This is a genomic window from Mesorhizobium sp. BR1-1-2 (genome assembly GCF_020165435.1).
Classification (GTDB): domain Bacteria; phylum Pseudomonadota; class Alphaproteobacteria; order Rhizobiales; family Rhizobiaceae; genus Mesorhizobium.
In genome coordinates, this window is the sequence record NZ_JAIUID010000005.1 from 329,416 (window position 1) to 350,254 (window position 20,839).

23 protein-coding genes are annotated in these 20,839 nt (G+C 62.6%); 15 read left to right on the top strand and 8 right to left on the bottom strand.

Going from position 1 to position 20,839, the window contains the following annotated elements:
* The first annotated feature begins 97 nt into the window (after window positions 1-97).
* The 13 genes from coxB (at window position 98) to LB551_RS14195 (ending at window position 10,243) form a co-directional block, all read left to right on the top strand.
* A complete protein-coding gene (gene coxB / locus LB551_RS14135; RefSeq protein WP_411970944.1) occupies window positions 98-997 on the top strand; it encodes a cytochrome c oxidase subunit II in 900 nt (299 codons plus the stop codon).
* Window positions 998-1,035: 38 nt separating this feature from the next.
* Window positions 1,036-2,688 (top strand): cytochrome c oxidase subunit I, encoded by a 1,653-nt coding sequence (ctaD, locus tag LB551_RS14140; protein ID WP_140494972.1) that lies wholly within the window; start codon window positions 1,036-1,038, stop codon window positions 2,686-2,688.
* A 72-nt stretch (window positions 2,689-2,760) separates the two neighbouring features.
* Window positions 2,761-3,705: a heme o synthase gene (locus tag LB551_RS14145; RefSeq protein ID WP_140551041.1), complete on the top strand. Its 945-nt coding sequence runs from the start codon at window positions 2,761-2,763 to the stop codon at window positions 3,703-3,705.
* Between the two features lie 2 nt (window positions 3,706-3,707).
* Window positions 3,708-3,869: a hypothetical protein gene (locus LB551_RS14150; protein WP_224659727.1), complete on the top strand. Its 162-nt coding sequence runs from the start codon at window positions 3,708-3,710 to the stop codon at window positions 3,867-3,869.
* Between the two features lie 8 nt (window positions 3,870-3,877).
* Window positions 3,878-4,510, top strand: coding sequence for a cytochrome c oxidase assembly protein (locus LB551_RS14155; RefSeq protein ID WP_224623292.1), 633 nt, complete (start codon window positions 3,878-3,880; stop codon window positions 4,508-4,510).
* A 1-nt stretch (window position 4,511) separates the two neighbouring features.
* Entirely contained in the window at window positions 4,512-5,390 is an 879-nt protein-coding gene (locus LB551_RS14160) for a cytochrome c oxidase subunit 3 (RefSeq protein WP_140551039.1), read from the top strand.
* 262 nt (window positions 5,391-5,652) lie between these two features.
* Window positions 5,653-6,057: a DUF983 domain-containing protein gene (locus LB551_RS14165; protein ID WP_027022938.1), complete on the top strand. Its 405-nt coding sequence runs from the start codon at window positions 5,653-5,655 to the stop codon at window positions 6,055-6,057.
* A 5-nt stretch (window positions 6,058-6,062) separates the two neighbouring features.
* Window positions 6,063-6,809 (top strand): SURF1 family protein, encoded by a 747-nt coding sequence (locus LB551_RS14170; RefSeq protein ID WP_411970947.1) that lies wholly within the window; start codon window positions 6,063-6,065, stop codon window positions 6,807-6,809.
* Between the two features lie 87 nt (window positions 6,810-6,896).
* The gene (gene ispH / locus LB551_RS14175; protein WP_224659561.1) at window positions 6,897-7,907 is read left to right on the top strand and encodes a 4-hydroxy-3-methylbut-2-enyl diphosphate reductase; all 1,011 of its coding nucleotides are present in this window, start codon (window positions 6,897-6,899) and stop codon (window positions 7,905-7,907) included.
* Between the two features lie 5 nt (window positions 7,908-7,912).
* Window positions 7,913-8,875: a homoserine kinase gene (locus LB551_RS14180; RefSeq protein WP_224623284.1), complete on the top strand. Its 963-nt coding sequence runs from the start codon at window positions 7,913-7,915 to the stop codon at window positions 8,873-8,875.
* Entirely contained in the window at window positions 8,872-9,405 is a 534-nt protein-coding gene (gene rnhA, locus LB551_RS14185; protein ID WP_224659562.1) for a ribonuclease HI, read from the top strand. Before LB551_RS14180 ends, rnhA begins: the two co-directional genes overlap by 4 nt.
* Before the next feature lie 255 nt (window positions 9,406-9,660).
* Window positions 9,661-9,942 (top strand): type II toxin-antitoxin system ParD family antitoxin, encoded by a 282-nt coding sequence (locus LB551_RS14190; protein ID WP_224659563.1) that lies wholly within the window; start codon window positions 9,661-9,663, stop codon window positions 9,940-9,942.
* Complete coding sequence (locus LB551_RS14195) at window positions 9,932-10,243, top strand: type II toxin-antitoxin system RelE/ParE family toxin (RefSeq protein WP_224659564.1); 312 nt, start codon at window positions 9,932-9,934, stop codon at window positions 10,241-10,243. Before LB551_RS14190 ends, LB551_RS14195 begins: the two co-directional genes overlap by 11 nt.
* Before the next feature lie 4 nt (window positions 10,244-10,247).
* Here the strand turns inward: LB551_RS14195 and LB551_RS14200 are convergent, their stop codons facing one another.
* From LB551_RS14200 to LB551_RS14210, 3 genes are all read right to left on the bottom strand, one after another.
* The gene (locus LB551_RS14200; RefSeq protein ID WP_140551032.1) at window positions 10,248-10,724 is read right to left on the bottom strand and encodes a DUF2938 domain-containing protein; all 477 of its coding nucleotides are present in this window, start codon (window positions 10,722-10,724) and stop codon (window positions 10,248-10,250) included.
* A gap of 93 nt (window positions 10,725-10,817) precedes the next feature.
* Window positions 10,818-11,300 carry a peroxiredoxin gene (locus LB551_RS14205; protein WP_224623277.1) on the bottom strand — a complete coding sequence of 161 codons (483 nt, stop codon included), beginning with the start codon at window positions 11,298-11,300 and terminating at the stop codon, window positions 10,818-10,820.
* Between the two features lie 85 nt (window positions 11,301-11,385).
* Window positions 11,386-12,192 carry a protein-disulfide reductase DsbD domain-containing protein gene (locus LB551_RS14210; RefSeq protein WP_224659565.1) on the bottom strand — a complete coding sequence of 269 codons (807 nt, stop codon included), beginning with the start codon at window positions 12,190-12,192 and terminating at the stop codon, window positions 11,386-11,388.
* Window positions 12,193-12,361: 169 nt separating this feature from the next.
* Here LB551_RS14210 and LB551_RS14215 point away from each other — a divergent pair, with 169 nt between their 5' ends.
* The gene (locus tag LB551_RS14215; protein ID WP_140494949.1) at window positions 12,362-12,970 is read left to right on the top strand and encodes a YqgE/AlgH family protein; all 609 of its coding nucleotides are present in this window, start codon (window positions 12,362-12,364) and stop codon (window positions 12,968-12,970) included.
* Window positions 12,971-12,992: 22 nt separating this feature from the next.
* On the opposite strand, the gene LB551_RS14220 is transcribed toward LB551_RS14215, so the two are convergent.
* From LB551_RS14220 to thrC, 4 genes are read right to left on the bottom strand one after another with little or no spacing between them, the layout of a single operon-like run.
* Window positions 12,993-15,881, bottom strand: coding sequence for an EAL domain-containing protein (locus tag LB551_RS14220; protein ID WP_140551029.1), 2,889 nt, complete (start codon window positions 15,879-15,881; stop codon window positions 12,993-12,995).
* A 3-nt stretch (window positions 15,882-15,884) separates the two neighbouring features.
* Window positions 15,885-16,481 carry a GNAT family N-acetyltransferase gene (locus tag LB551_RS14225; RefSeq protein ID WP_224659566.1) on the bottom strand — a complete coding sequence of 199 codons (597 nt, stop codon included), beginning with the start codon at window positions 16,479-16,481 and terminating at the stop codon, window positions 15,885-15,887.
* A gap of 15 nt (window positions 16,482-16,496) precedes the next feature.
* The gene (locus LB551_RS14230; RefSeq protein ID WP_140551028.1) at window positions 16,497-17,789 is read right to left on the bottom strand and encodes a M16 family metallopeptidase; all 1,293 of its coding nucleotides are present in this window, start codon (window positions 17,787-17,789) and stop codon (window positions 16,497-16,499) included.
* Window positions 17,790-17,803: 14 nt separating this feature from the next.
* Window positions 17,804-19,201 (bottom strand): threonine synthase, encoded by a 1,398-nt coding sequence (gene thrC / locus LB551_RS14235; protein WP_224659567.1) that lies wholly within the window; start codon window positions 19,199-19,201, stop codon window positions 17,804-17,806.
* Window positions 19,202-19,330: 129 nt separating this feature from the next.
* On the opposite strand from thrC, the gene LB551_RS14240 reads away from it, so the two are divergent.
* Window positions 19,331-20,056, top strand: a complete 726-nt coding sequence (locus LB551_RS14240; RefSeq protein ID WP_224659568.1) for a hypothetical protein — start codon at window positions 19,331-19,333, stop codon at window positions 20,054-20,056.
* 37 nt (window positions 20,057-20,093) lie between these two features.
* Here the strand turns inward: LB551_RS14240 and LB551_RS14245 are convergent, their stop codons facing one another.
* Window positions 20,094-20,783 (bottom strand): HAD family hydrolase, encoded by a 690-nt coding sequence (locus LB551_RS14245; RefSeq protein ID WP_224659569.1) that lies wholly within the window; start codon window positions 20,781-20,783, stop codon window positions 20,094-20,096.
* Between the last annotated feature and the right edge of the window lie 56 nt (window positions 20,784-20,839).

Here is a 20,839-nt window from a genome sequence, read left to right on the forward strand (position 1 = left end):
TGGTTTGAACCAGCTTGAGACAGTCGGGATTCCCGTCCCGGCATTGTTCGTTATTCTCGTGGACACAGCCGCGAGGAACTGGGAGACGAAGAGGGCGATGAGAAATTTCCTGGCAAACGCCAAGTTTCCAGCAAGTGCCAAGTTTCTAAGCGCTTGTGCCGTTAGCACGTTTTTCGCCGGCGCGGCCGCCCATGCCGATCAGCCTGTCGAGTGGGAGACGACCTTCCAGGCGCCGGCAACCGACATGATGCGCCAGATCGAGTGGTTCGGAAACTACACGATGTGGTTCATCATCCCGATCACCGCCCTGGTATTGGTCCTTCTGATCTACTGCATCGTGAAATTCCGCGCGAGCGCCAACCCGGTTCCGTCCAAGACCAGCCACAACACGCTGATCGAGGTGATCTGGACTGTCGGCCCCGTCGTCGTCCTGCTCTGCCTCGCCATCCCGTCGTTCCAGCTGTTGACTGCGCAGTACACGCCGCCGGAGGAAGCCAAGCTTACCGTCAAGGCGACGGGCAACCAGTGGAACTGGGATTACGAATACCAGACCGACAACACGCTCTCGTTCAACTCGGCAATCCTCCAGGATGGCGACCGTGCCGCCGCGGGCAAGGAGGATCGCAAGGTCTATCCGCGCCTGCTTGCCGTCGACAACGAGATGGTGGTGCCCGTCCACACGATGACCCGGGTGCTCGTCACCGCGACCGACGTGATCCATTCCTTCGCCATGCCGTCTTTCGGCATCAAGATCGATGCCATTCCCGGCCGCACCAACGAGACCTGGTTCAAGGCGGAGAAGGAAGGCCTCTATTACGGCCAGTGCTCGCAGCTTTGCGGCAAGGACCATGCCTTCATGCCGATCGCCATCCGCGTCGTCTCCGACGCGCAGTTCAAGACCTGGCTGGCTGCGGCCAAGGCCGATCTGCCCGGCGCCAACAAGACGCTGATGGCCGAGGTCGATGGCCAGAACAAGGTAGCGGCCGCCGGCAACTGATGCCGCGGGTTAGCAAGATTTAGGGAACGGAGCGGAACATGGCAGACGCTGCAGCTCACGACGGGCACGACCACAAGCCTTATCATGGTTGGGTGCGCTGGGTTTATTCGACCAACCACAAGGACATCGGTACGCTCTACCTGATCTTCGCGATCATGGCCGGAATCATCGGCGGCGCGCTGTCGGTCGCCATCCGCATGGAGTTGCAGGAGCCTGGCATCCAGATCTTCAGCGGTCTGGCGCAGATGGTCTACGGCATGAACGGTGACGCCGCGATCGACGGCGGCAAGAGCATGTACAACGCCTTCGCCACGGCGCACGCGCTGATCATGATCTTCTTCATGGTCATGCCGGCCCTGATCGGCGGTTTCGCCAACTGGATGGTGCCGATCATGATCGGCGCCCCGGACATGGCGTTCCCGCGCATGAACAACATTTCGTTCTGGCTGCTGCCGCCGGCTTTCATCCTGCTGCTTATCTCGATGTTCGTGCCGAGCGCGCCCGGCGCCTACGGCGTCGGCGGCGGCTGGACGCTCTATCCGCCGCTTTCGACCTCCGGTCAGCCCGGTCCGGCCATGGATCTGGCGATCCTGTCGATCCACATCGCCGGCGCGTCCTCGATTCTGGGTGCCATCAACTTCATCACCACCATCTTCAACATGCGCGCGCCAGGCATGACGCTGCACAAGATGCCGCTGTTTGCCTGGTCGGTGCTGGTCACCGCATTCCTGCTGTTGTTGTCGCTTCCGGTTCTTGCCGGCGGCATCACCATGCTGCTTACCGACCGCAATTTCGGCACGACCTTTTTCGCTCCCGATGGCGGCGGCGATCCGCTGTTGTTCCAGCACCTGTTCTGGTTCTTCGGCCATCCGGAAGTGTATATTCTGATCCTGCCGGGCTTCGGCATCATCAGCCATATCGTCTCGACCTTCTCGCGCAAGCCGGTGTTCGGCTATCTCGGCATGGCCTACGCCATGGTCGCGATCGGCGCGGTCGGCTTCATCGTCTGGGCGCACCACATGTACACGACCGGCCTGTCGCTCGACACGCAGCGCTATTTCGTCTTCGCCACCATGGTCATCGCGGTGCCGACGGGCGTGAAGATCTTCTCCTGGATCGCGACGATGTGGGGCGGATCGATATCGTTCAAGCCGCCGATGCTGTGGGCGCTGGGCTTCATCTTCCTGTTCACGATCGGTGGTGTTACCGGGGTTCAGCTGGCCAATGCCGGTCTCGACCGGTCGCTGCACGACACCTATTTCGTCATCGCGCATTTCCATTACGTGCTGTCGCTGGGGGCGGTGTTCGCCATCTTCGCCGGCTGGTACTACTGGTTCCCGAAGATGACCGGCTACATGTATTCGCCTGTCATCGCCAATACCCATTTCTGGGTCATGTTCGTCGGCGTCAACCTTGTCTTCTTCCCGCAGCACTTCCTCGGCCTTGCCGGCATGCCGCGCCGCACCATCGACTATCCGGACGCGTTTGCGGGCTGGAACATGGTGTCGTCCTACGGTTCGTATATTTCGGCCGTCGGCGTGGTGATCTTCCTCTATGGCGTGTTCGAAGCCTTCCAGAAGAAGCGGATCGCTGGCGCCAATCCATGGGGCGAGGGCGCAACGACGCTGGAATGGCAGCTGCCTTCGCCGCCGCCGTTCCACCAGTGGGAGCAACTGCCGAAGATCAAATAAGGCGGCAGCCCGGAATCGAAACCGCCGGCCTGCCGGCGGTTTCGGCCAAACGGAATATGGATTTGAGTACGCATGGCCCTTGTCGACGAAACCAGCATTGACGAAGCAGGCTTCCGCATGTCGGAAGCGACGGCGGGTGATTTCTTCGCCCTCCTGAAGCCGCGCGTCATGTCGCTGGTGGTGTTCACCGCCTTTGTCGGACTGGTCGCGGCACCCGTGACCATCAATCCGCTGCTGGCGGTGATCGCGATCCTGGCTATTGCCATTGGGGCTGGTGCCTCCGGCGCGCTCAACATGTGGTACGATGCCGATATCGACGCGGTGATGACGCGCACTGCCACCCGCCCGGTGCCGGCCGGCCGCATCCAGCCCCACGAGGCGTTGAGCTTTGGGTTGGTGCTTTCGGTTTTGTCGGTGATGACGCTCGGCGTGCTGGTCAACTGGCTGTCGGCGGCGCTGCTGGCCTTCACCATCTTCTTCTATGCCGTCGTCTACACGATGTGGCTGAAGCGCTGGACGCCGCAGAACATCGTCATTGGCGGTGCTGCCGGCGCCATTCCGCCCGTCATCGGCTGGGCCGCGGTGACCGGCACGGTCAGCCTGGAGAGCGTCGTCCTGTTCCTCATCATCTTCCTGTGGACGCCGCCGCATTTCTGGGCGCTGGCGCTGTTCAAGTCGCAGGATTATGAACGCGCCGGCATCCCGATGATGCCCAATGTCGCCGGCCCGGCGTCGACCCGCCGCCAGATCTTCGCCTATGCTCTGGTGCTGGCCCCGGTCGGTGTGCTGCCGTGGCTGCTTGGCTACACCACGCCGTTCTATGGCGTGGCTGCCCTGCTGCTCGGGCTCGGCTTTGTCTGGTATGCGTGGAAAGTGCTTGGCATGGCCGACGACGATCGCGCGATGAAGCCAGCCAAGGCGTTGTTCGGCTATTCGCTGCTCTATCTCTTCGCCATCTTCGCCGTCTATCTCGCCGACAGCGTCGTCGAACGTGCACTCGCGGTGGGTGGAGCATGAGCATGATCGAAGAGAAGCTCGAAACGGTCACCTTGACCGAGCGCCAGCGGAAGGCCCGGCGCAACCGCTCGGTCGCCATCGGCGTGGCCTTGGCCGTGCTGGTCGTTATCTTCTATATCGCGACGATCGTGAAGTTCGGTCATAACCTCTCTGGCACGATGTGAGGCAGGAGATGGGTGTCGACACGAGCGCCAAACCGGCCAGGAACAACAGCAACCGCCTTGTGGCGGCCGTTTGCCTTGCCTTCTTCACGGGCATGATCGGCATGGCCTATGCCGCGGTGCCGCTCTACAAGATGTTCTGCCAGGCGACAGGCTATGGCGGCACGACACAACGCGTCGAGAAGCAATATGCCGGCCGCGTGCTCGATCGCGAGATCACCGTCCGCTTCGATGCCAATATCGCCGGCGTGCCGTGGGATTTCCAGCCGGTCCAGCGCTCGATGACCATGAAGATCGGCGAGACGGTGCAGGCGCACTATCAGGCGACCAACAAGTTCGATCGCCCCATCACCGGCCGCGCCACCTTCAATGTCCAGCCTGAACTGGCGGGTCCCTACTTCAACAAGGTCGAATGCTTCTGCTTCACCGACACGACGCTGAAGCCTGGCGAAACGCTTGACATGCCGGTCCTGTTCTACGTGGACCCCGATATCGTGAACGTGCCGGAACTGAAGGACGTGAAGACGATCACCCTGTCCTACACGATGTTTCCGGTCGAGAAGAACAAGCCGGTCGCATCGTCGGAGCCGGTCCAGGGCAACAGCAAGACAATTTCGAATACCGAAGGAAATCTCGGGGGTTGATATGGCAGACGCGCACGCAAAACATCACGACTATCATCTCGTTGACCCGAGCCCGTGGCCTTTCCTGGGATCGATAGGCGCTCTCGTCACCGCCTTTGGCGGCGTTTGCCTCATGGAATACCTGAAGGGCGGCTCATTCCCGATCTTCGGCTTCAACATCGCCAATCCGTGGCTGTTCTTCATCGGCCTCGCGATCGTCCTCTACACCATGTTCGCCTGGTGGTCGGACACCATCAAGGAAGCGCATGAGGGCCATCACACGCGGGTCGTGTCGTTGCATCTGCGCTACGGCATGATCATGTTCATCGCCTCCGAGGTGATGTTCTTCGTCGCCTGGTTCTGGGCCTATTTCGACGCCAGCCTGTTTCCGGGCGAAGCCCACCAATATGCCCGCACCGCGTTCACCGGCGGCGTCTGGCCGCCGAAGGGCATGGAGGTTCTCGATCCTTTCCATTTGCCGCTCTACAACACCGTGATCCTGCTGTTGTCGGGCACCACGGTCACCTGGGCGCACCACTCCCTTATCCATGGCGATCGCAAGGGGCTGATCAACGGCCTGGTGCTGACCGTCGGCCTCGGCATGCTGTTCACCATGGTGCAGGCCTACGAGTACATGCACGCTCCGTTCGCCTTCAAGGATTCCATCTACGGCGCCACCTTCTTCATGGCGACCGGATTCCACGGCTTCCATGTCATCATCGGCACCATCTTTTTGCTGGTTTGCCTGATCCGGGCCATGAAGGGCGACTTCACGCCCAAGCAGCATTTCGGTTTCGAGGCTGCCGCATGGTACTGGCATTTCGTCGACGTGGTCTGGCTGTTCCTGTTCGCCTCGATCTACGTCTGGGGATCGGTCGGCGCGGTAATCGAAGCCCACTGATGCCGGTCTGATGACTTTGAAGGGGCGGCTGCGGCGACGTGGCCGCCTTCTTCTTTTCGGTGGGATACAATCCGGGCGGTTGCGAGGGCGCACAGCGTCGACGCCGGCAGCATGATCATGATCACGGCCAGCCCAACGGATTCGGCGGCTGCTTCAATTGGTCGGCTGGACCGACGGCGGCATTGTCGTTACGGACTCCGGCATGGACGAAGCCTGCGCAGTGGTGGTCGATGGGAGACCCATCGGGATTGAGCGGTAAGCGATGAGCGACGACGCTTCGAGGAGTGAAGATAGGGCGATCTGGCCTCCGATCGACCCGATTTCGGCGGGCCTGCATGGACGCTGTCCGCGCTGCGGCGAGGGGCGGCTGTTTTCCGGCTTTCTCACCGTAGGCAAACGCTGCACCAATTGCGGCCTCGATTATTCCTATGCCGATGCCGGCGACGGGCCCGCGGTTTTCGTCATCCTGATCATCGGCTTCATCATCGTCGGCCTGGCGCTCTGGGTCGAAGTGACGCTGAGCCCGCCGCTCTGGCTGCATCTGCTGGTCTGGATCCCGCTAGCGCTGGTGCTGTGCCTGACGGCGCTCCGGCTGATCAAGGGGGTGCTGCTCACGCTGCAGTACCGCAACAAGGCGGCCGAGGGCCGGCTGGATCGCGGCGAATGACCGACATGTCCACCAAAGACGGCGGTCGTTCGCGGCCAGGATCGGTATTGCTGCTCGGCATTGGCCTCGTCCTGCTCCTGATCCTGCTGGCGCTCGGCACCTGGCAGGTCCAGCGCCTGCACTGGAAGGAGGGTCTTCTCCAGACCATCGACCAGCGCACCCACTCGCCGCCGCTCCCGCTGGCCGAGGTGGAGAAACAATTCGCCTCGACTGGGGACGTCGACTACACGCCGGTGACGGTGACCGGCACGTTCCTGCATTCGGGCGAGCGGCATTTCTACGCGACATGGGAAGGCGAAGCCGGCTTCAACGTCTACACGCCGCTGGCCCTCGACGATGGCCGCTTCGTTCTGATCAATCGCGGTTTCGTGCCATACGATCTGAAGGATGCCGCCAAGCGCGCCAAGGGACAGGTCGCGGGCAAGGTGACGGTCACCGGCCTCGCTCGCAATCCGCTGCCGGCGAAGCCGTCGATGATGCTTCCCGACAATGATGTTCCGAAGAACATCTTCTACTGGAAGGACCGCGACGCAATGGCGGCGAGCGCCGGACTGCCGGCGAGCGCCAAGCTGGTGCCAATCTTCATCGACGCCGACAAGACGCCCAATCCGGGCGGTTTGCCCATCGGCGGTGTCACCATCATCGACCTGCCGAACAGCCATCTGCAATATGCCGTGACCTGGTATGGGCTTGCCGCCGCACTTGCCGCCGTTCTCATCCTGCGGCTTCGCAGGCCAGCAAAAGAGGAATGAGCGCGACCGACCCGCTCGAAGGGCCATCGCCCTTGACAGGACGGGGGTAGGCACCTCATTTCGGCTCTGATCAAACGGCCCGGATTCATGCTTCAGACCACCACAAAGCCTCCTCTGACGATCCGCCTCTGCCAGCCGCGCGGTTTTTGCGCCGGCGTCGACCGTGCTATCCAGATCGTCGTGCTGGCGCTGAAGAAATATGGCGCGCCGGTGTATGTCCGCCACGAGATCGTGCACAACCGCTATGTCGTTGAAGGGCTGCAAAGCCTTGGCGCCGTGTTTATCGAGGAACTTTCCGAGATTCCGGCCGAACATCGGCAGTCGCCCGTCGTCTTTTCTGCGCATGGCGTGCCGAAGTCGGTACCGGCGGATGCCCAGGCGCGCAATTTGTTCTATCTCGACGCCACCTGCCCATTGGTCTCGAAGGTCCACAAGCAGGCGATGCGCCACCAGCGGCTCGGCCGCCACGTGCTCCTGATCGGCCATGCCGGACATCCCGAGGTGATCGGCACCATGGGACAATTGCCGGAAGGCGCGGTAACGCTGATCGAGACCGAAGCCGATGCCGCGAGGCTTGCGCCGGCGGACCCGAAGGCGCTCGGCTTCGTCACCCAGACCACGCTTTCGGTCGAAGACACGGCCGGCATCATCCGGGCGCTGCAGGACCGCTTTCCCGAACTGCAGGCGCCGGCGGCGGAATCGATCTGCTATGCCACCACGAACCGCCAGGAAGCGGTCAAGGACACCGCCGCGGGCGCCGATCTCTACCTGATCGTCGGCGCGCCCAATTCGTCCAATTCGCGGCGTCTTGTCGAAGTGGCCGAGCGTGCGGGGGCTGCGATGTCGCTTCTGGTGCAGCGTGCCGCCGAGATTCCGTGGGACGACATCGGCGACATCTCGACGCTCGGTCTGTCGGCGGGGGCGTCCGCCCCGGAGATCATCGTCGACGAGATCATCGATGCGTTCCGCCAGCGCTTCGATGTCACGATCGACCTGGCCATCACGGCCACTGAAACGGAGGATTTTCCCGTCATGCGGGTACTGCGCGATGTCGAACTGACGACGGCCGACATGGCTTTCGTCAACGGGGCGCCGTAAGGCACATGGCGGTCTACACCGATGTTGCGGAAGGCGAACTCGGCGCATTCCTGAAGCACTATCCGGTCGGCGATCTCCTGTCCTACAAGGGCATCGCAGAGGGCACCGAGAACTCGAATTTTTTGCTGCACACCTCCAGCGGCTCCTACATCCTGACGCTCTATGAAAGACGGGTGGAGAAGGCGGATCTGCCGTTTTTCCTGGGGTTAATGGGCCATCTCGCCAAAAAGGGCGTGTCCTGCCCGCTGCCGGTAACCGCGCATGACGGCAGCGTCATCGGCACGCTGGCGGGCCGGCCGGCCGTCATCATCACTTTCCTCGAGGGTCTCTCGCTCCGGCGACCGACATCCATCCACTGCGCCGAGGTCGGCAAGGCGTTGGCCGCCCTGCACCTGGCCGGAGCCGATTTTCCGATGGCCCGCCCCAATGCGCTCGCCATCGACGGCTGGCGCAAGCTCTGGTCGGCAGCTCGCGACCGTGCCGATGAAGTCGAGCCGGGCCTTGCGGCCGAAGTCGACGCCGACTTCGCCGACTTCGAGCGGAATTGGCCGAAGGGCCTCCCGGAAGGCATCATCCATGCCGATCTTTTCCCGGACAACGTGTTCTTTCTCGGCGAGAAGCTCTCCGGCCTGATTGATTTTTATTTCGCTTGCAACGACCTCTACGCCTATGACGTCGCCACCTGCCTGAACGCCTGGTGCTTCGAGAAGGATTTTTCCTTCAATCTCACCAAGGGCAAGGCGTTGCTTGCCGGCTACCAGGGTGTGCGGCCTCTGAGTGATCAGGAAAAGGCAGCACTTCCGATGCTGGCACGGGGCTCGGCGCTGCGTTTCATGCTGACCCGGCTGTATGACTGGCTGACCGTTCCCGATGGCGGGCTGGTGATGAAACGCGATCCAACCGAATACATCAGGAGAATGCGGTTTCATCGGACGATCAAATCTGCTTCGGAATATGGACTGGCATGAGCAAACACGTTGAGATCTTCACCGATGGTGCCTGTTCGGGCAATCCCGGCCCGGGCGGCTGGGGCGCGATCCTGCGCTTCAATGGCGCCACCAAGGAACTATCGGGTGGCGAGGCCGAGACGACCAACAACCGCATGGAATTGCTTGCCGCCATCTCGGCGCTGAACGCGCTCAGGGAACCTTGCACGGTCGATCTTCACACCGACAGCAAATATGTCATGGACGGCATTTCAAAGTGGATCCATGGCTGGAAGAAGAACGGCTGGAAGACCGCCGACAAGAAACCGGTCAAGAATGGTGAGCTCTGGCAGGCGCTCGATGAGGCAAATCGGCGTCACAAGGTCACCTGGATCTGGGTCAAGGGCCATGCCGGCCATATCGAGAACGAACGCGCGGACGAACTCGCTCGTGATGGCATGGCGCCATTCAAGAAGGGCCCGGTCAAGCTTGTTTCTACCCCACCCAAGCCGGTCTCGCAGTCCAAGCAGCCGGCGGTGGCAAAGGCGCGGCGTTCGACCCAAAGCTATTGAATTCCGGGGCGGCACCATCCCTAGGCTGGGACCTCTATCATGCCGGTCCTGCACCATGTGACGCATCCCCAGGTTCAGGTGGACGCCAAGATTCCGGTACCGGGATGGGGCCTGTCCGATGTTGGACGCGCGAGAGTGATTGCAATACTGGCTGCTTTAACCAACGCCAGCGGGCGTGCGCATAGAGCCCATAACGTTGCAGTTGCTCCGGGATGGGAGTAATATTTCCTACCAAAGAGCAATGAAGGAACCGGCATGGCGAATGTGGAAAAAATGAGCATTGCGGTGACGCCGCAGCAGGCAGCCGTCATGCGAGAGGCGGTGGAAGCGGGCGAGTATGCCACTGCAAGCGAGATTGTGCGGGAAGCAGTGCGAGATTGGCTGGCCAAACGCGAACTGCGGCATAACGATATCCACCGGCTGAGGCAGCTGTGGGATGAAGGCAAGGCAAGCGGAAGACCCGAGCCTGTGGATTTCGACGAGCTGCGAAAGGAAGCTCGGCGAAAGCTGACGGACGTCTCGCCGAATGGCCGTTAGGCTAGTCTGGTCACCCGCAGCTAGAGCGGACCTCATCGACATCTACATGATGATCGGCAGCGAAAACATACGGGCAGCCGATCGTTATTATGATCGGCTGGAGGCGCGAGCCATGCAGCTGGCAGACCAGCCGCGCATGGGAATTAGACGACCGGACATTAGGTCGTCCGCACGAATGCTGGTGGAGACGCCGTTTTTACTGCTCTACGAAACAATTCCGGACACCGACGATGGCCCTGTTGAGCAAGTTGAAATCGTCCGGGTTGTGGATGGACGGCGAGATTTGAACCGCTTGTTCTAGCCATTCACCGGATCAACAGTGCGGTGCCCCAAAGCCCGAGGGCGAACACGGTATGTGACACCAGGTTGAGCGCCCGTACCTTCATCGGGTTGGGCCGCTTCGATGCTGCCCAGCCCGCGCCCATGCCGGGCGCCAGCAGGAACCAGCCGGCGCCGACGGTGACGATGCCGAGGATGAAAGCAGGCAGGAAGGTCGGCGCGACAAGCCAGCTCGCTCCGGCCACGACGACAAGGATGATGCCGTAGACGATGCCGACGAAGTAATGGAAAGCCCAGCCCAGCACCTGCTCATGCGCGTACGGCGCAGCCTCGCCGATATCGTCGTGGAAAACCTTGTCGCGGAGGTGCCATACCCAGCGCCCGACCGGTCCCCAGTTCGGCCGCGGCTGGCCGAACGCCTTGTGCAGGAACAGGGCCCAGATATCCATCAGCAGCGTGGCGCCGATGCCAATCGCGACGGCGCGCCAGAAGATGTCAAACATCGTTGGAATCCCCCCAAAAGTCCGGCAGTTCCGGGGCGCGGTCGCTTGTCGGCGAGGCCTGGCGCCGCGGCCCCGCCTAACGGCCGCTGAAGCTTACAGCTGTCCCAGAATATGTGCCGCGCCGGATTCATCGACGCCGGGCTTGGTCTCGACATTGAGGGCGGTGACCTTGCCGTCATCGACGATCATAGAAAACCGCTTCGACCGAAGACCCATGCCGCCGCCGGAGAAGTCGGCGTCGAGGCCGATCGCCTTGGCGAAGTCGCCATTGCCGTCGGCGAGGAACAGGATCTTGCCTTCACCGCCGGTGAAGCGCGCCCAGGCGCCCATGACATGGACGTCGTTGACCGAAACAACGGCGATCGTATCGACGCCGCGCGCCAGGATGGCGTCGTGGTTCTCCAGATAGCCGGGCAAATGATTGTTGCTGCAGGTCGGCGTGAAGGCGCCTGGCACGGCAAACAGCACGACCTTCTTTCCTGCAAAAATCTCGGCCGTCGTGATCGGCTTGGGACCGTCGGCGGTCATCGTCTTGAACGTCGTATCGGGCAGTCTGTCGCCAGCGGAAATGGACATGGGTTCCTCGTTTGCGAGAATGGGGAAGGACGTGGCCTTGGGTAGCGAACTATGCGGTTTCCCGCAACCATCGCGGAGGGCTGGATCAAGGGAAAGGCAGAAGCCCTTCGACCGCGCCTGCCGAACTCGTCAGCGTATAGTGTAGTCCGCCATCCGTGGGTGTCGTCGAGGGCCGGTCGAGGATCGGCACGGTGAAGATCAGCTTGCCGTCCTTCTGGCTGCGGGCCGGCGAACCGAACATGTAGTCGCGGTCTCCTGCGACGAAGAAGTCCGCCGCTTCCGGATCGCCGGGAAAGCTCGCCTCCACAACCAGCGTTTCATGGTCGCCCGGCAGCACGTTGATGCCGAAGTCGGATCTTGCCGGCGCGGGCAAGGCGGCGAAGCTCGCCTTGACCAGCTCCGCGTCCTCGGCATTATCCGGGTCGGAGCCGGGGTCGACGGTCAGCCGCGTCTGCACAGGGATGCAGATCGTCTCGCAAATGCCGAGAAAAATGTCGGCGTCGATAACGGACGGATCCTTCGCGGTCGACAGCGTGAACGTCACCGGCAGCGAGACCGGATAGTCGTAGCCCGCCCATTTGCCGTAGCCGTCGTCATGACGCTTCGGCGCTGGGAAGGAAAGGCTGGCATCGGAAATGTTGGTGCTGGCCGAGATATCGAGTTGCGGCGGCACGCCCGCGTCGCCCGGGTCGCGCCAATAAGTCTTCCAGCCAGGCTTGAGCGCTATGTCGAGAACGCCCCGGATGCGGCCGGCATCGTCGGGCTTGCCGCTCGTCACCAGCCGTACCTTGCCGCCTTCGCTGTTGTACCAGGCGGACGAAGAGGCGGCGGCTGGGAGTGTGATTGCCGATCCGACAGCGGCGCCGAGCAACAGGATTTTCAAGCTTTGCATGGTGATGATTTGATCGTCCGTTCATGGCCGTGCAATGATTTCATGGTCTTGCCGGTATCATATTTGCGTGACCTTTGCCGCAGGTAATGATCGGCCGGCGGAACGGGCTTGGTCGAAAACCGGCGCGGTACATCTTTTCGGCGCCCGGGAAACGCGTTACGCTCTGATTATGGACTTGTTGCGCCACAAGAAGACGGCCGCCGGCAGCGGCTTTCTCGACGATCAGTTCCTCATTGCCATGCCCGGCATGAAGGACGACCGTTTCACGCGCTCGGTCATCTACATCTGCGCCCACAGCGATGAGGGCGCGATGGGCCTGATCATCAACCAGACGCAGCAGATGCTGTTTCCGGACCTTTTGGTGCAACTTGGCATCATGAACGAGCACGAGGCGATCCGGTTGCCCGCCCGTACCCGTGATTTCGTCGTTCGCAATGGCGGGCCCGTCGACCGCAGCCGCGGCTTCGTGCTGCATACGGGCGATTACCGGGTGGAGTCTTCGCTGACCGTTTCGGACGATGTCTGTCTGACCGCGACCGTCGACATATTGCGCGCCATATCGTCGGGCCGGGGACCCCGTCACGCGCTGATGGCGCTGGGTTATTCGGGCTGGGGCGCCGGCCAGCTGGAAACCGAGATAGCCGAAAACGGCTGGCTGACCTGTCCGGCCACTCCGGAGCTTCTGTTCGATACCGACATCGAGCGCAAATACGACCGGATTCTTGCCTCGATCGGCATCGACCTCGCGCATTTGAGTGTGGCGGCCGGCCACGCCTGAGCTCCGGCGGCGTGAAAGCCAATTACGCCTGCGTCAGCGGATACTGTTCCTTCAGCGTCTTCAGCACCTGATCACCGGGCATCGGGGCGCCGAACATGAAGCTCTGCACATATTCGCAGCCCATCTGGCGAAGCTCCAGCGCGTCGCGCTCGTCCGAAATGCCTTCGGCGACCACCGACAGGCCCAGCTCATGCGCCATGCTGACCATGGATTTGAGCAGCACGGCGCGTTTGGGCGTGTTGTCGTCGACGAAGCTCTTGTCGATCTTGATCGTGTCGAAGGGAAAGCGCGTCAGATAGGCGAGCGACGAATAGCCGGTGCCGAAATCGTCGAGCGACAGGCCGATGCCGAGCTGCTTCAGCTTGTTCAGCACATGGGCGGTCTGCTCGGGATTGTCCATGACCAGCGATTCCGTGAGCTCGAGCCGGAAGCAGCGCGGCTTCAGATTGGCCCGAGCAATAACCGAGCGAACATCGCTGACCAGGTCGCGGCGGATGAGCTGGCGGCTGGAGAGGTTGACCGAAACCGACAGCGGCGCGTCGCCGATCTGCTTCTGCCATGCCGCCAGATCCTCGGCGGCCTGCTGCATGGCGAACAGCCCAAGCTGCACGATCAGCCCGCAGCTTTCGGCAACCGGGATGAAATCGGCAGGCGGGATCATGCCGCGGCGCGGATGGTCCCAGCGCAGCAACGCCTCGAAGCCGGCGACGCTGCCGTCTTCCAGCCGCACGATCGGCTGGTAGGCAAGCGTGAATTCGCGCCGTTCGATGGCGCGGCGCAGGTCGGATTCGAACTGCAGCCGGTCGGTGCCGACGGCGCGGAAGGCCGGACGGAACGGTTCGATCCGGTCGCCGCCGAAGCGCTTGGCCTGGTGCATGGCAAGCTCGGCGTCCTTGACCATGTCCTCGGCCGAGGTCTGCGCCGAGGTCCAGGTGATCAGCCCGATCGAGGCGGTCAGCACGATCTCGCGCTTGGCAAAGGTGATCGGAGCGTTGATGGCATGCTTGATGGCGTCCGCCACCGCGGCGATGCGGGCCGGGTCCTGCTCGGAAAGCAGCATCAGGGCGAACTGGTCGCCGGCGAAGCGTGATAGCGAGTCCTTCGGCTTCAACAGCCGGTGCAGGCGGCGCGCGATGGTGAGCAGGATGGTATCGCCGGCCGAGATGCCGAGCCCGTCATTGACCTGCTTGAAGCGGTCGATATCGATGACGAAGACGGTCGGACGCACCTTCTCTTCGGTCCGTGCGATCGAGATGATCGCCTCGAGCCGGTTCATGAACAATTCGCGATTGGGCAGGCCGGTGAGATTGTCGTGCACCGCGTCGTGCAGCAGCCTCTCCTCGGATTTCTTCTGCTCGGTGACGTCGACCATGGTGCCGACGCAGCGGATGACCTCGCCGTCCGATCCGATCACAGGGCGCGCGCGCAGAGCAAACCAGTGATAGTGGCCGTCGGCGCCGCGCAGCCGGAAGTTCTGCGCCACCTTGCCGCGCCGATGCTCGAGCACCACGTCGAGCGTGGTGCGGAACGTGTCGCGGTCATCGGCATGCAGCACCGGCAGCCAATTGCGGGCAGCACCCCCCAGACTGTTGGGGGCGAGGCCGAGTTGGATGCTGACGTCGGGCTTGGTGACGACGCGGTCGCGCAGCACGTCCCAGTCCCACACCGTGTCGCCCGAGCCGGCCACCGCCAGCGCCTGCCGCTCGAGGTCGGAAAACAGTCCCTGGTGCAGCGCGCCGCCGGCAAAGGCATGCTGCATGACGGTGAAGCCGATCAGCAGGATGATAAGGATCAGACCGCCGCCAAGCGCCGGCTGGGCGATGTCGTTGTCGAGCATGCCGGTTATCGCCATCCACGATCCGCATAGCCACAACAGCACCATCACCCAACTGGGCACAAGCATGATCGCGCGATCATAACCGCGTATGCCGAGGAAGATGATCAGGCCGAGCCCGGTCAGCGCGGTAGCGGCGAAGGACAGTCTGGCGATGCCCGCCGCGACCGCCGGGTCGACGATGGCGACGCCAGCGATCAAGAGCAGGCCGAGGATCCAGACCAGCGCCCCATAGCTGAAATGGCCGTGCCATCGGTTGAGATTGAGATAGGCGAACAGGAACACCACGAAGGTAGCCGCCAGCGCCACCTCCGTTCCCGCCCGCCACATCTGCTCATTGCCGGGCGATATCTCGATGATCTTGTTGAGAAAGCCGAAATCGACGCAGATATAGGCAAGCACGGCCCAGGCGAGTGCCGCGGTCGCGGGGAACATGGAGGTTCCCTTGACGACGAACAAGATGGTCAGGAACAGTGCGAGAAGGCCGGCGATGCCGATGACGATGCCGCGGAACAGCGTGTAGGAATTGACCGAGTCCTTGTAGGATTCCGGATCCCAGAGATAGACCTGCGGCAGCTTGGGCGAGGCGAGTTCGGCGATGAAGGTGATCACCGTTCCCGGGTTCAGCGTCACCCGGAAGACATCGGCGTCGGGGCTGCTCTGGCGGTCGAGAGCGAAGCCTTCGCTGGGCGTGATGGCGGCGATGCGGGTCGAGCCGAGATCCGGCCAAAAGATGCCGGAATTGACCAATCGGAAATGCGGCGCCACGATCAGCCGATCGAGCTGCTGGTCGGTGGTGTTGGCAAGCGCGAACACGGCCCAGTCGCCGGTTGAGCGGGCGTCATTGGCCTCGACCTCGATACGCCGCACGATGCCGTCGGGTCCGGGTGCGGTCGAAACCTGGAAGTTTTCGCCCTGGTTGCGGTAGATTTCCACGGCGCCGGACAGATCGAGCGCGACATCGTCGCGGGCGATCTTGATCGGTTCGACGGCAAAGGCCGAGGACGCAGCGCACAGCGTCAGGATCGTCGCGAGGACAAAGGCGAACAGCGGCCCGTTGCGCAGGAATTTCGTCAAAAATCAGTCCTTCATTCCAGCGCCTGGCGGATCGTCCGCGATCCGGGCGTAGAGGTAGTGGTCCTGCCAGATGCCATTGATCCTGAGGTAGGATCGCAGAAGTCCTTCGCGCCGGAATCCGGCTTTTTCAAGCACACGGATCGACCTGATATTGTCGGGAATACAGGCCGCTTCGATCCGGTGCAACCTCAGCGTATCGAAGGCGAAGCGGGTCACGACCTTGACCGCGTCGGTCATCAGGCCGCGGCCGCCGAAGCGCTCGCCGATCCAGTAGCCGACATGCCCGCTTTGCGAGACCCCGTGGCGTATGTTGCCGAGCGTAATTCCGCCCGCCAACCTGCCGCTCGACTTCTCGAAGATGAAGAAGGCGATCGCCGTTCCTTGCGCATAGTCCTCGCGGTAGCGGCTGATGCGCAGCCGCCATGCCGCCCGGTCAAGCTCGTCCGGCGCCCAGCGCGGCTCCCATGGTTCGAGGAAGGCCCGGCTTTCGCCGCGCACCGCCGACCACTCCCGGTAGTCATTGGTGAACGGCACGCGCAGCGTTACGCGGTCGCCCTTCAGTGCCGGCAGGTCGCGGCGAAAGAAAGGGAGCGCGAACACGGCGCTTGTGCAGGCTTAGACGGCGAGCTTGCGGGCCGTGGTGTGCGTGCCCGGAAGCGAATCGAGGATCGCTTCGTATGGCGCCAGCGTACCCACGGGCCCGACAGCGGTAAGCGTCGGTTTGGTCGAGAACAGCCGTGACGACAGGTCGGTCAAACGATCGACCGTCAGCGCCGAGAGCCGCTCCATCAGTTCCTCCTTGGCGATCGGCCGGCCGAACAAGAGCAGCTGTCGCGCGATCTGCGAGGCGCGGCTGGCCGGGCTTTCCGCCGACATGATCAGACCTGCGCGGTATTGCGCGCGTGCCCGGTCGAGCTCTTCCTGCAGGATGTTCTCGCCGGCCTTCTGCAACTCCTCGATGATTACGGGCACCAGTTCGGCGATGTCGCTCTGCCCGGTCGCGGCATGGACGCCGAATATGCCGGTATCGGAAAAGCCCCAGTGGAAGGCATAGACCGAATAGCACAGGCCACGCTTTTCCCGGACTTCCTGGAACAGCCTCGACGACATGCCGCCGCCGAGGATCATCGACAGCACCTGCGAGGCGTAGAAATCGCGCACATGGTAGGCGCGGCCTTCGAAGCCCAGCACGATCTGCGCATCCATCAGGTCGCGGTCCTCGCGGAAATCGCCGCCGACATATTGCGCATATTGCGGGATCGTGTTGTCGGCCTTGGTGCGGAAGCCGCCGAGCTGCTTTTCCACTTCGCGCACGAAATTGTCGTGCTTGATGTCGCCGGCGGCCACGATCACCATGCGCTCGGCGCCGTATTGGCGCTCGATGAAATCGTGCAATTGCTTCGAGGTGAAGGATTTGACGGTTTCCGGCGTGCCCAGAATCGAACGGCCGATGGTCTGGTGGCGAAAGGCCGTCTCGGTGAACCGGTCGAACACGATGTCATCGGGCGTGTCGTGCGCGGCGCCGATTTCCTGCAGGATGACGTGCTGCTCGCGTTCGAGCTCCTGCGGGTCGAATTCCGATTCCTGCAGGATGTCGGCAAGAATGTCGACGGCCAGCGGCACGTCGTCGGAAAGCACCCTGGCATAGTAGGATGTGGTCTCGACGCTGGTGGCGGCGTTGATCTCGCCGCCGACGTCCTCGATTTCCGAGGCGATCTCGAAGGCTGTTCGCCGCTTTGTGCCCTTGAACGCCATGTGCTCGAGCAGATGGGCCATGCCATGCTCTTCGTCACGCTCATTGCGGGCACCCGACTTGACCCAGGCACCCAGGGCAACCGATTCGATGCTTGGAAGGGTTTCGGTGGCGACTGTCAGGCCGTTCGACAGACGGCTTACCTCAACACCCATATGGTTCGTACTCCTTAACGCGCCGCTCGCGCACGGCGGCTGACGTAATCTTCCACCATTTTCAGGTCGGATGGAAGTACCGTGTATTTTTCCTCCGATGTCATCAACCCACCTAGCCATGCGGGCAGTGCGGGCGACACGCCGCTGGCGGCCTCGACGGCGGCCGGGAATTTTGCTGGGTGCGCAGTGCCCAGCACCACCATCGGCGCTGCATTCGAAGCCTTGCCGGCCGCGACATGCACGGCGGCCGCGGTATGCGGATCAAGCAGGTAGTTGCTGGCCGCGAGCGTCGAGCGGATCGTGGTGGCGACCTCGTTCATATCGGCGCGGCCGGCATCGAATTCGGCCCGCATCCCTGCGATTTCCGCGGCTTCTATGGTGAAGGCGCCGGATTGTTTGAGCCCGGCCATGTAGCGCCGCACGGTCGCCGGGTCGCGGCCCGATGCCTCGAACAGAAGGCGCTCGAAATTCGACGACACCTGGATGTCCATGGACGGCGAGGTAGTCGCGAACACGCCCTTGGTGCGGTATTCGCCGGTCGCGAAAGTGCGTGCCAGTATGTCGTTGTCGTTGGTGGCGATGACCAGCCGCTCGATCGGCAGCCCCATTTTCTTCGCGGCGTAGCCGGCGAAGATATCGCCGAAATTACCGGTCGGCACGGTGAAGGAGATCGGGCGGTCGGGCCCGCCGAGCGACAGCGCCGAGGAGAAATAATAGACGATCTGGGCCATGATGCGGGCCCAGTTGATCGAATTCACCCCCGAAAGCGAGACCCGGTCGCGGAAGCCGTGGTCGTTGAACATGTCCTTGAGCAGGCCCTGGCAATCGTCGAAATTGCCTTCGATCGCCAGCGCATGCACGTTTTCAGCCTTCGATGTCGTCATTTGCCGTTGCTGCACCGGCGAGACGCGGCCATGCGGGAAAAGAATGAAGATGTCGGTGCGGCTGCGCCCGGCGAAGGCGTCTATCGCTGCTCCGCCGGTGTCGCCCGATGTGGCGCCGACGATGGTGGCATGCTGGTTGCGTTCGGCGAGCACATGGTCCATCAGCCGGGCAAGCAGTTGCATCGCCACGTCCTTGAAAGCCAGCGTAGGTCCATGGAAGAGTTCGAGGACAAAGGTGTTGGGGCCGGTCTGGACCAGCGGGCAGACGGCCTCGTGGCGGAAGGTGGCATAGGCCTCGCGCACCAGGCGCTCGAACACGGGCGCCGGGATTTCGTCGCCAAGGAACGGCGACAGCACGCGGATGGCCAGGTCGGGATAAGCAAGGCCGCGCATGGCGCGGATCTCGGCCATCGAGAATTGCGGCCACTGGCGCGGCACATAGAGCCCTCCGTCGCGTGCCAGGCCTGTCAGCACGGCATCGCAAAACCCAAGCGCGGGCGCCTCGCCGCGGGTACTCACATATTGCATCGTCACAATTCCGTTACTGCCTTGGGTTTCCGCCCACCGCAAGGTGGTTAATTTCTACGCTGGCTCAGTCGCATTTTTGCCGCGCGGTTGATATACGTCACCGGCTTTGGGAGAGGGAAGTGCAGTTTCATGGCGTTTCATACATTCAACGGTCGCTTTTTCGCGGGTCTTGCGCTCACCGGCTTTATGCTTGCCGCCGCCGGCTGCCAATCAGGCGACAACGGTATTCTGAACCTGGGTTTCGGCAAGAAGGACCCGACCGCGCCACCGCCGCCGCAGGACCCCAAGATTCTGGCCAGCCAGTTGAACGCCTATTGCCCGAGGGTGACGCTTCGCGACGGCACGGCGTTCTTCAACACCTACGCCAACGAAGCCCGGAAGCCCAGGCCCAAGCTCAAGAAGACCGGCGATGCCGCGCAGGATGCCGCGGCCCAGGCTGAGGCCGACGCTGCCGCTGCTACTCCGCCGGACGATTCGGCGAGGATCATTTATCAGGCCTCGATTAGCGACGTGACGCGGGATTGCAGCCGCGCCGACGGACAACTGACGATGAAGATCGCGGTCGCCGGCAAGATCGTGCCGGGGCCGAAATTCACGCCCGGAACCATCACCATGCCGATCCGCACCGCAGTAATGCATGGCACTGAGGTGCTTTATTCGCAGATCCACCAATATCAGGTCCAGGTTACCGATCCCTCGGTCGCCACCCAGTTCGTCTTCACCGATTCCAACATCGTCGTGCCGGCGCCGACGGCGCAGGATTATCAGGCCTATGCCGGCTATGACGAAAATGCGCCGAAGGCTGCGACCGACAAACTGAAGAAGGGCAGGAAGAAAGCCGCCGCGACCAACTAAGTCCGCGGCAGCGGTGCTCTTGAAGCCAAGCGGACGCTCACGCGTCCGCCGACCACTCGGATAAAGCGGCCAGCGTGCCGCCCAGCTCCGCCCAGCGGCGGATTACCGTCTCGGCGCCCGCCTCCGTCAGCGCATCGGCATGGCCGGGATAGCTATGGGCGGCGCCGGTGAAGCCGATGACACGCATTCCCGCCGACCTTGCGCCGGTGACGCCGTGCACGGAATCCTCGATGACGAAAGTGTTTGCCGGATGGGCGCCGAGCTTTTCGGCGGCCAACAGGAACACGTCCGGAGCCGGTTTGGTTTTTCCGGTCGGCGTCTCCATTGCGGAGAAGATGCGCCCGGCGAAGAATGGCAGCAGATGCACCTTCTCCAGCATGAATTCTATCCGCTCCGAGCGTGAGTTGGAGCAGACGCAACGTTGCGCCGTCACCGAGGCGACCGCTTCGCGCACGCCCTCGATGGCACGAACGTCGCTGCGCAGTTTCCGGTCCACCAGCTCCTCGGCGCGATCGATCAGCGATACTTGGAACGGGATGTTGGACTTCTCCTCGACCCGCATCAGGATGTCCTTGAACGTCAGCCCCGCATAGGTCTCGGCGATCTCCTCGGCCGAGATCTCGTATCCGGACAAGGTCAGGAGCTCGGCCTCGACGCGCGCGGCGATGATTTCGGAATCGACGAGCACGCCGTCGCAATCGAAGATGACAAGGTCTGGCTGGGGCATGGTGATCCGGGCAATGAGGGCGGACAGGCTTCAGGCGGCGCGGCATACACCAATGG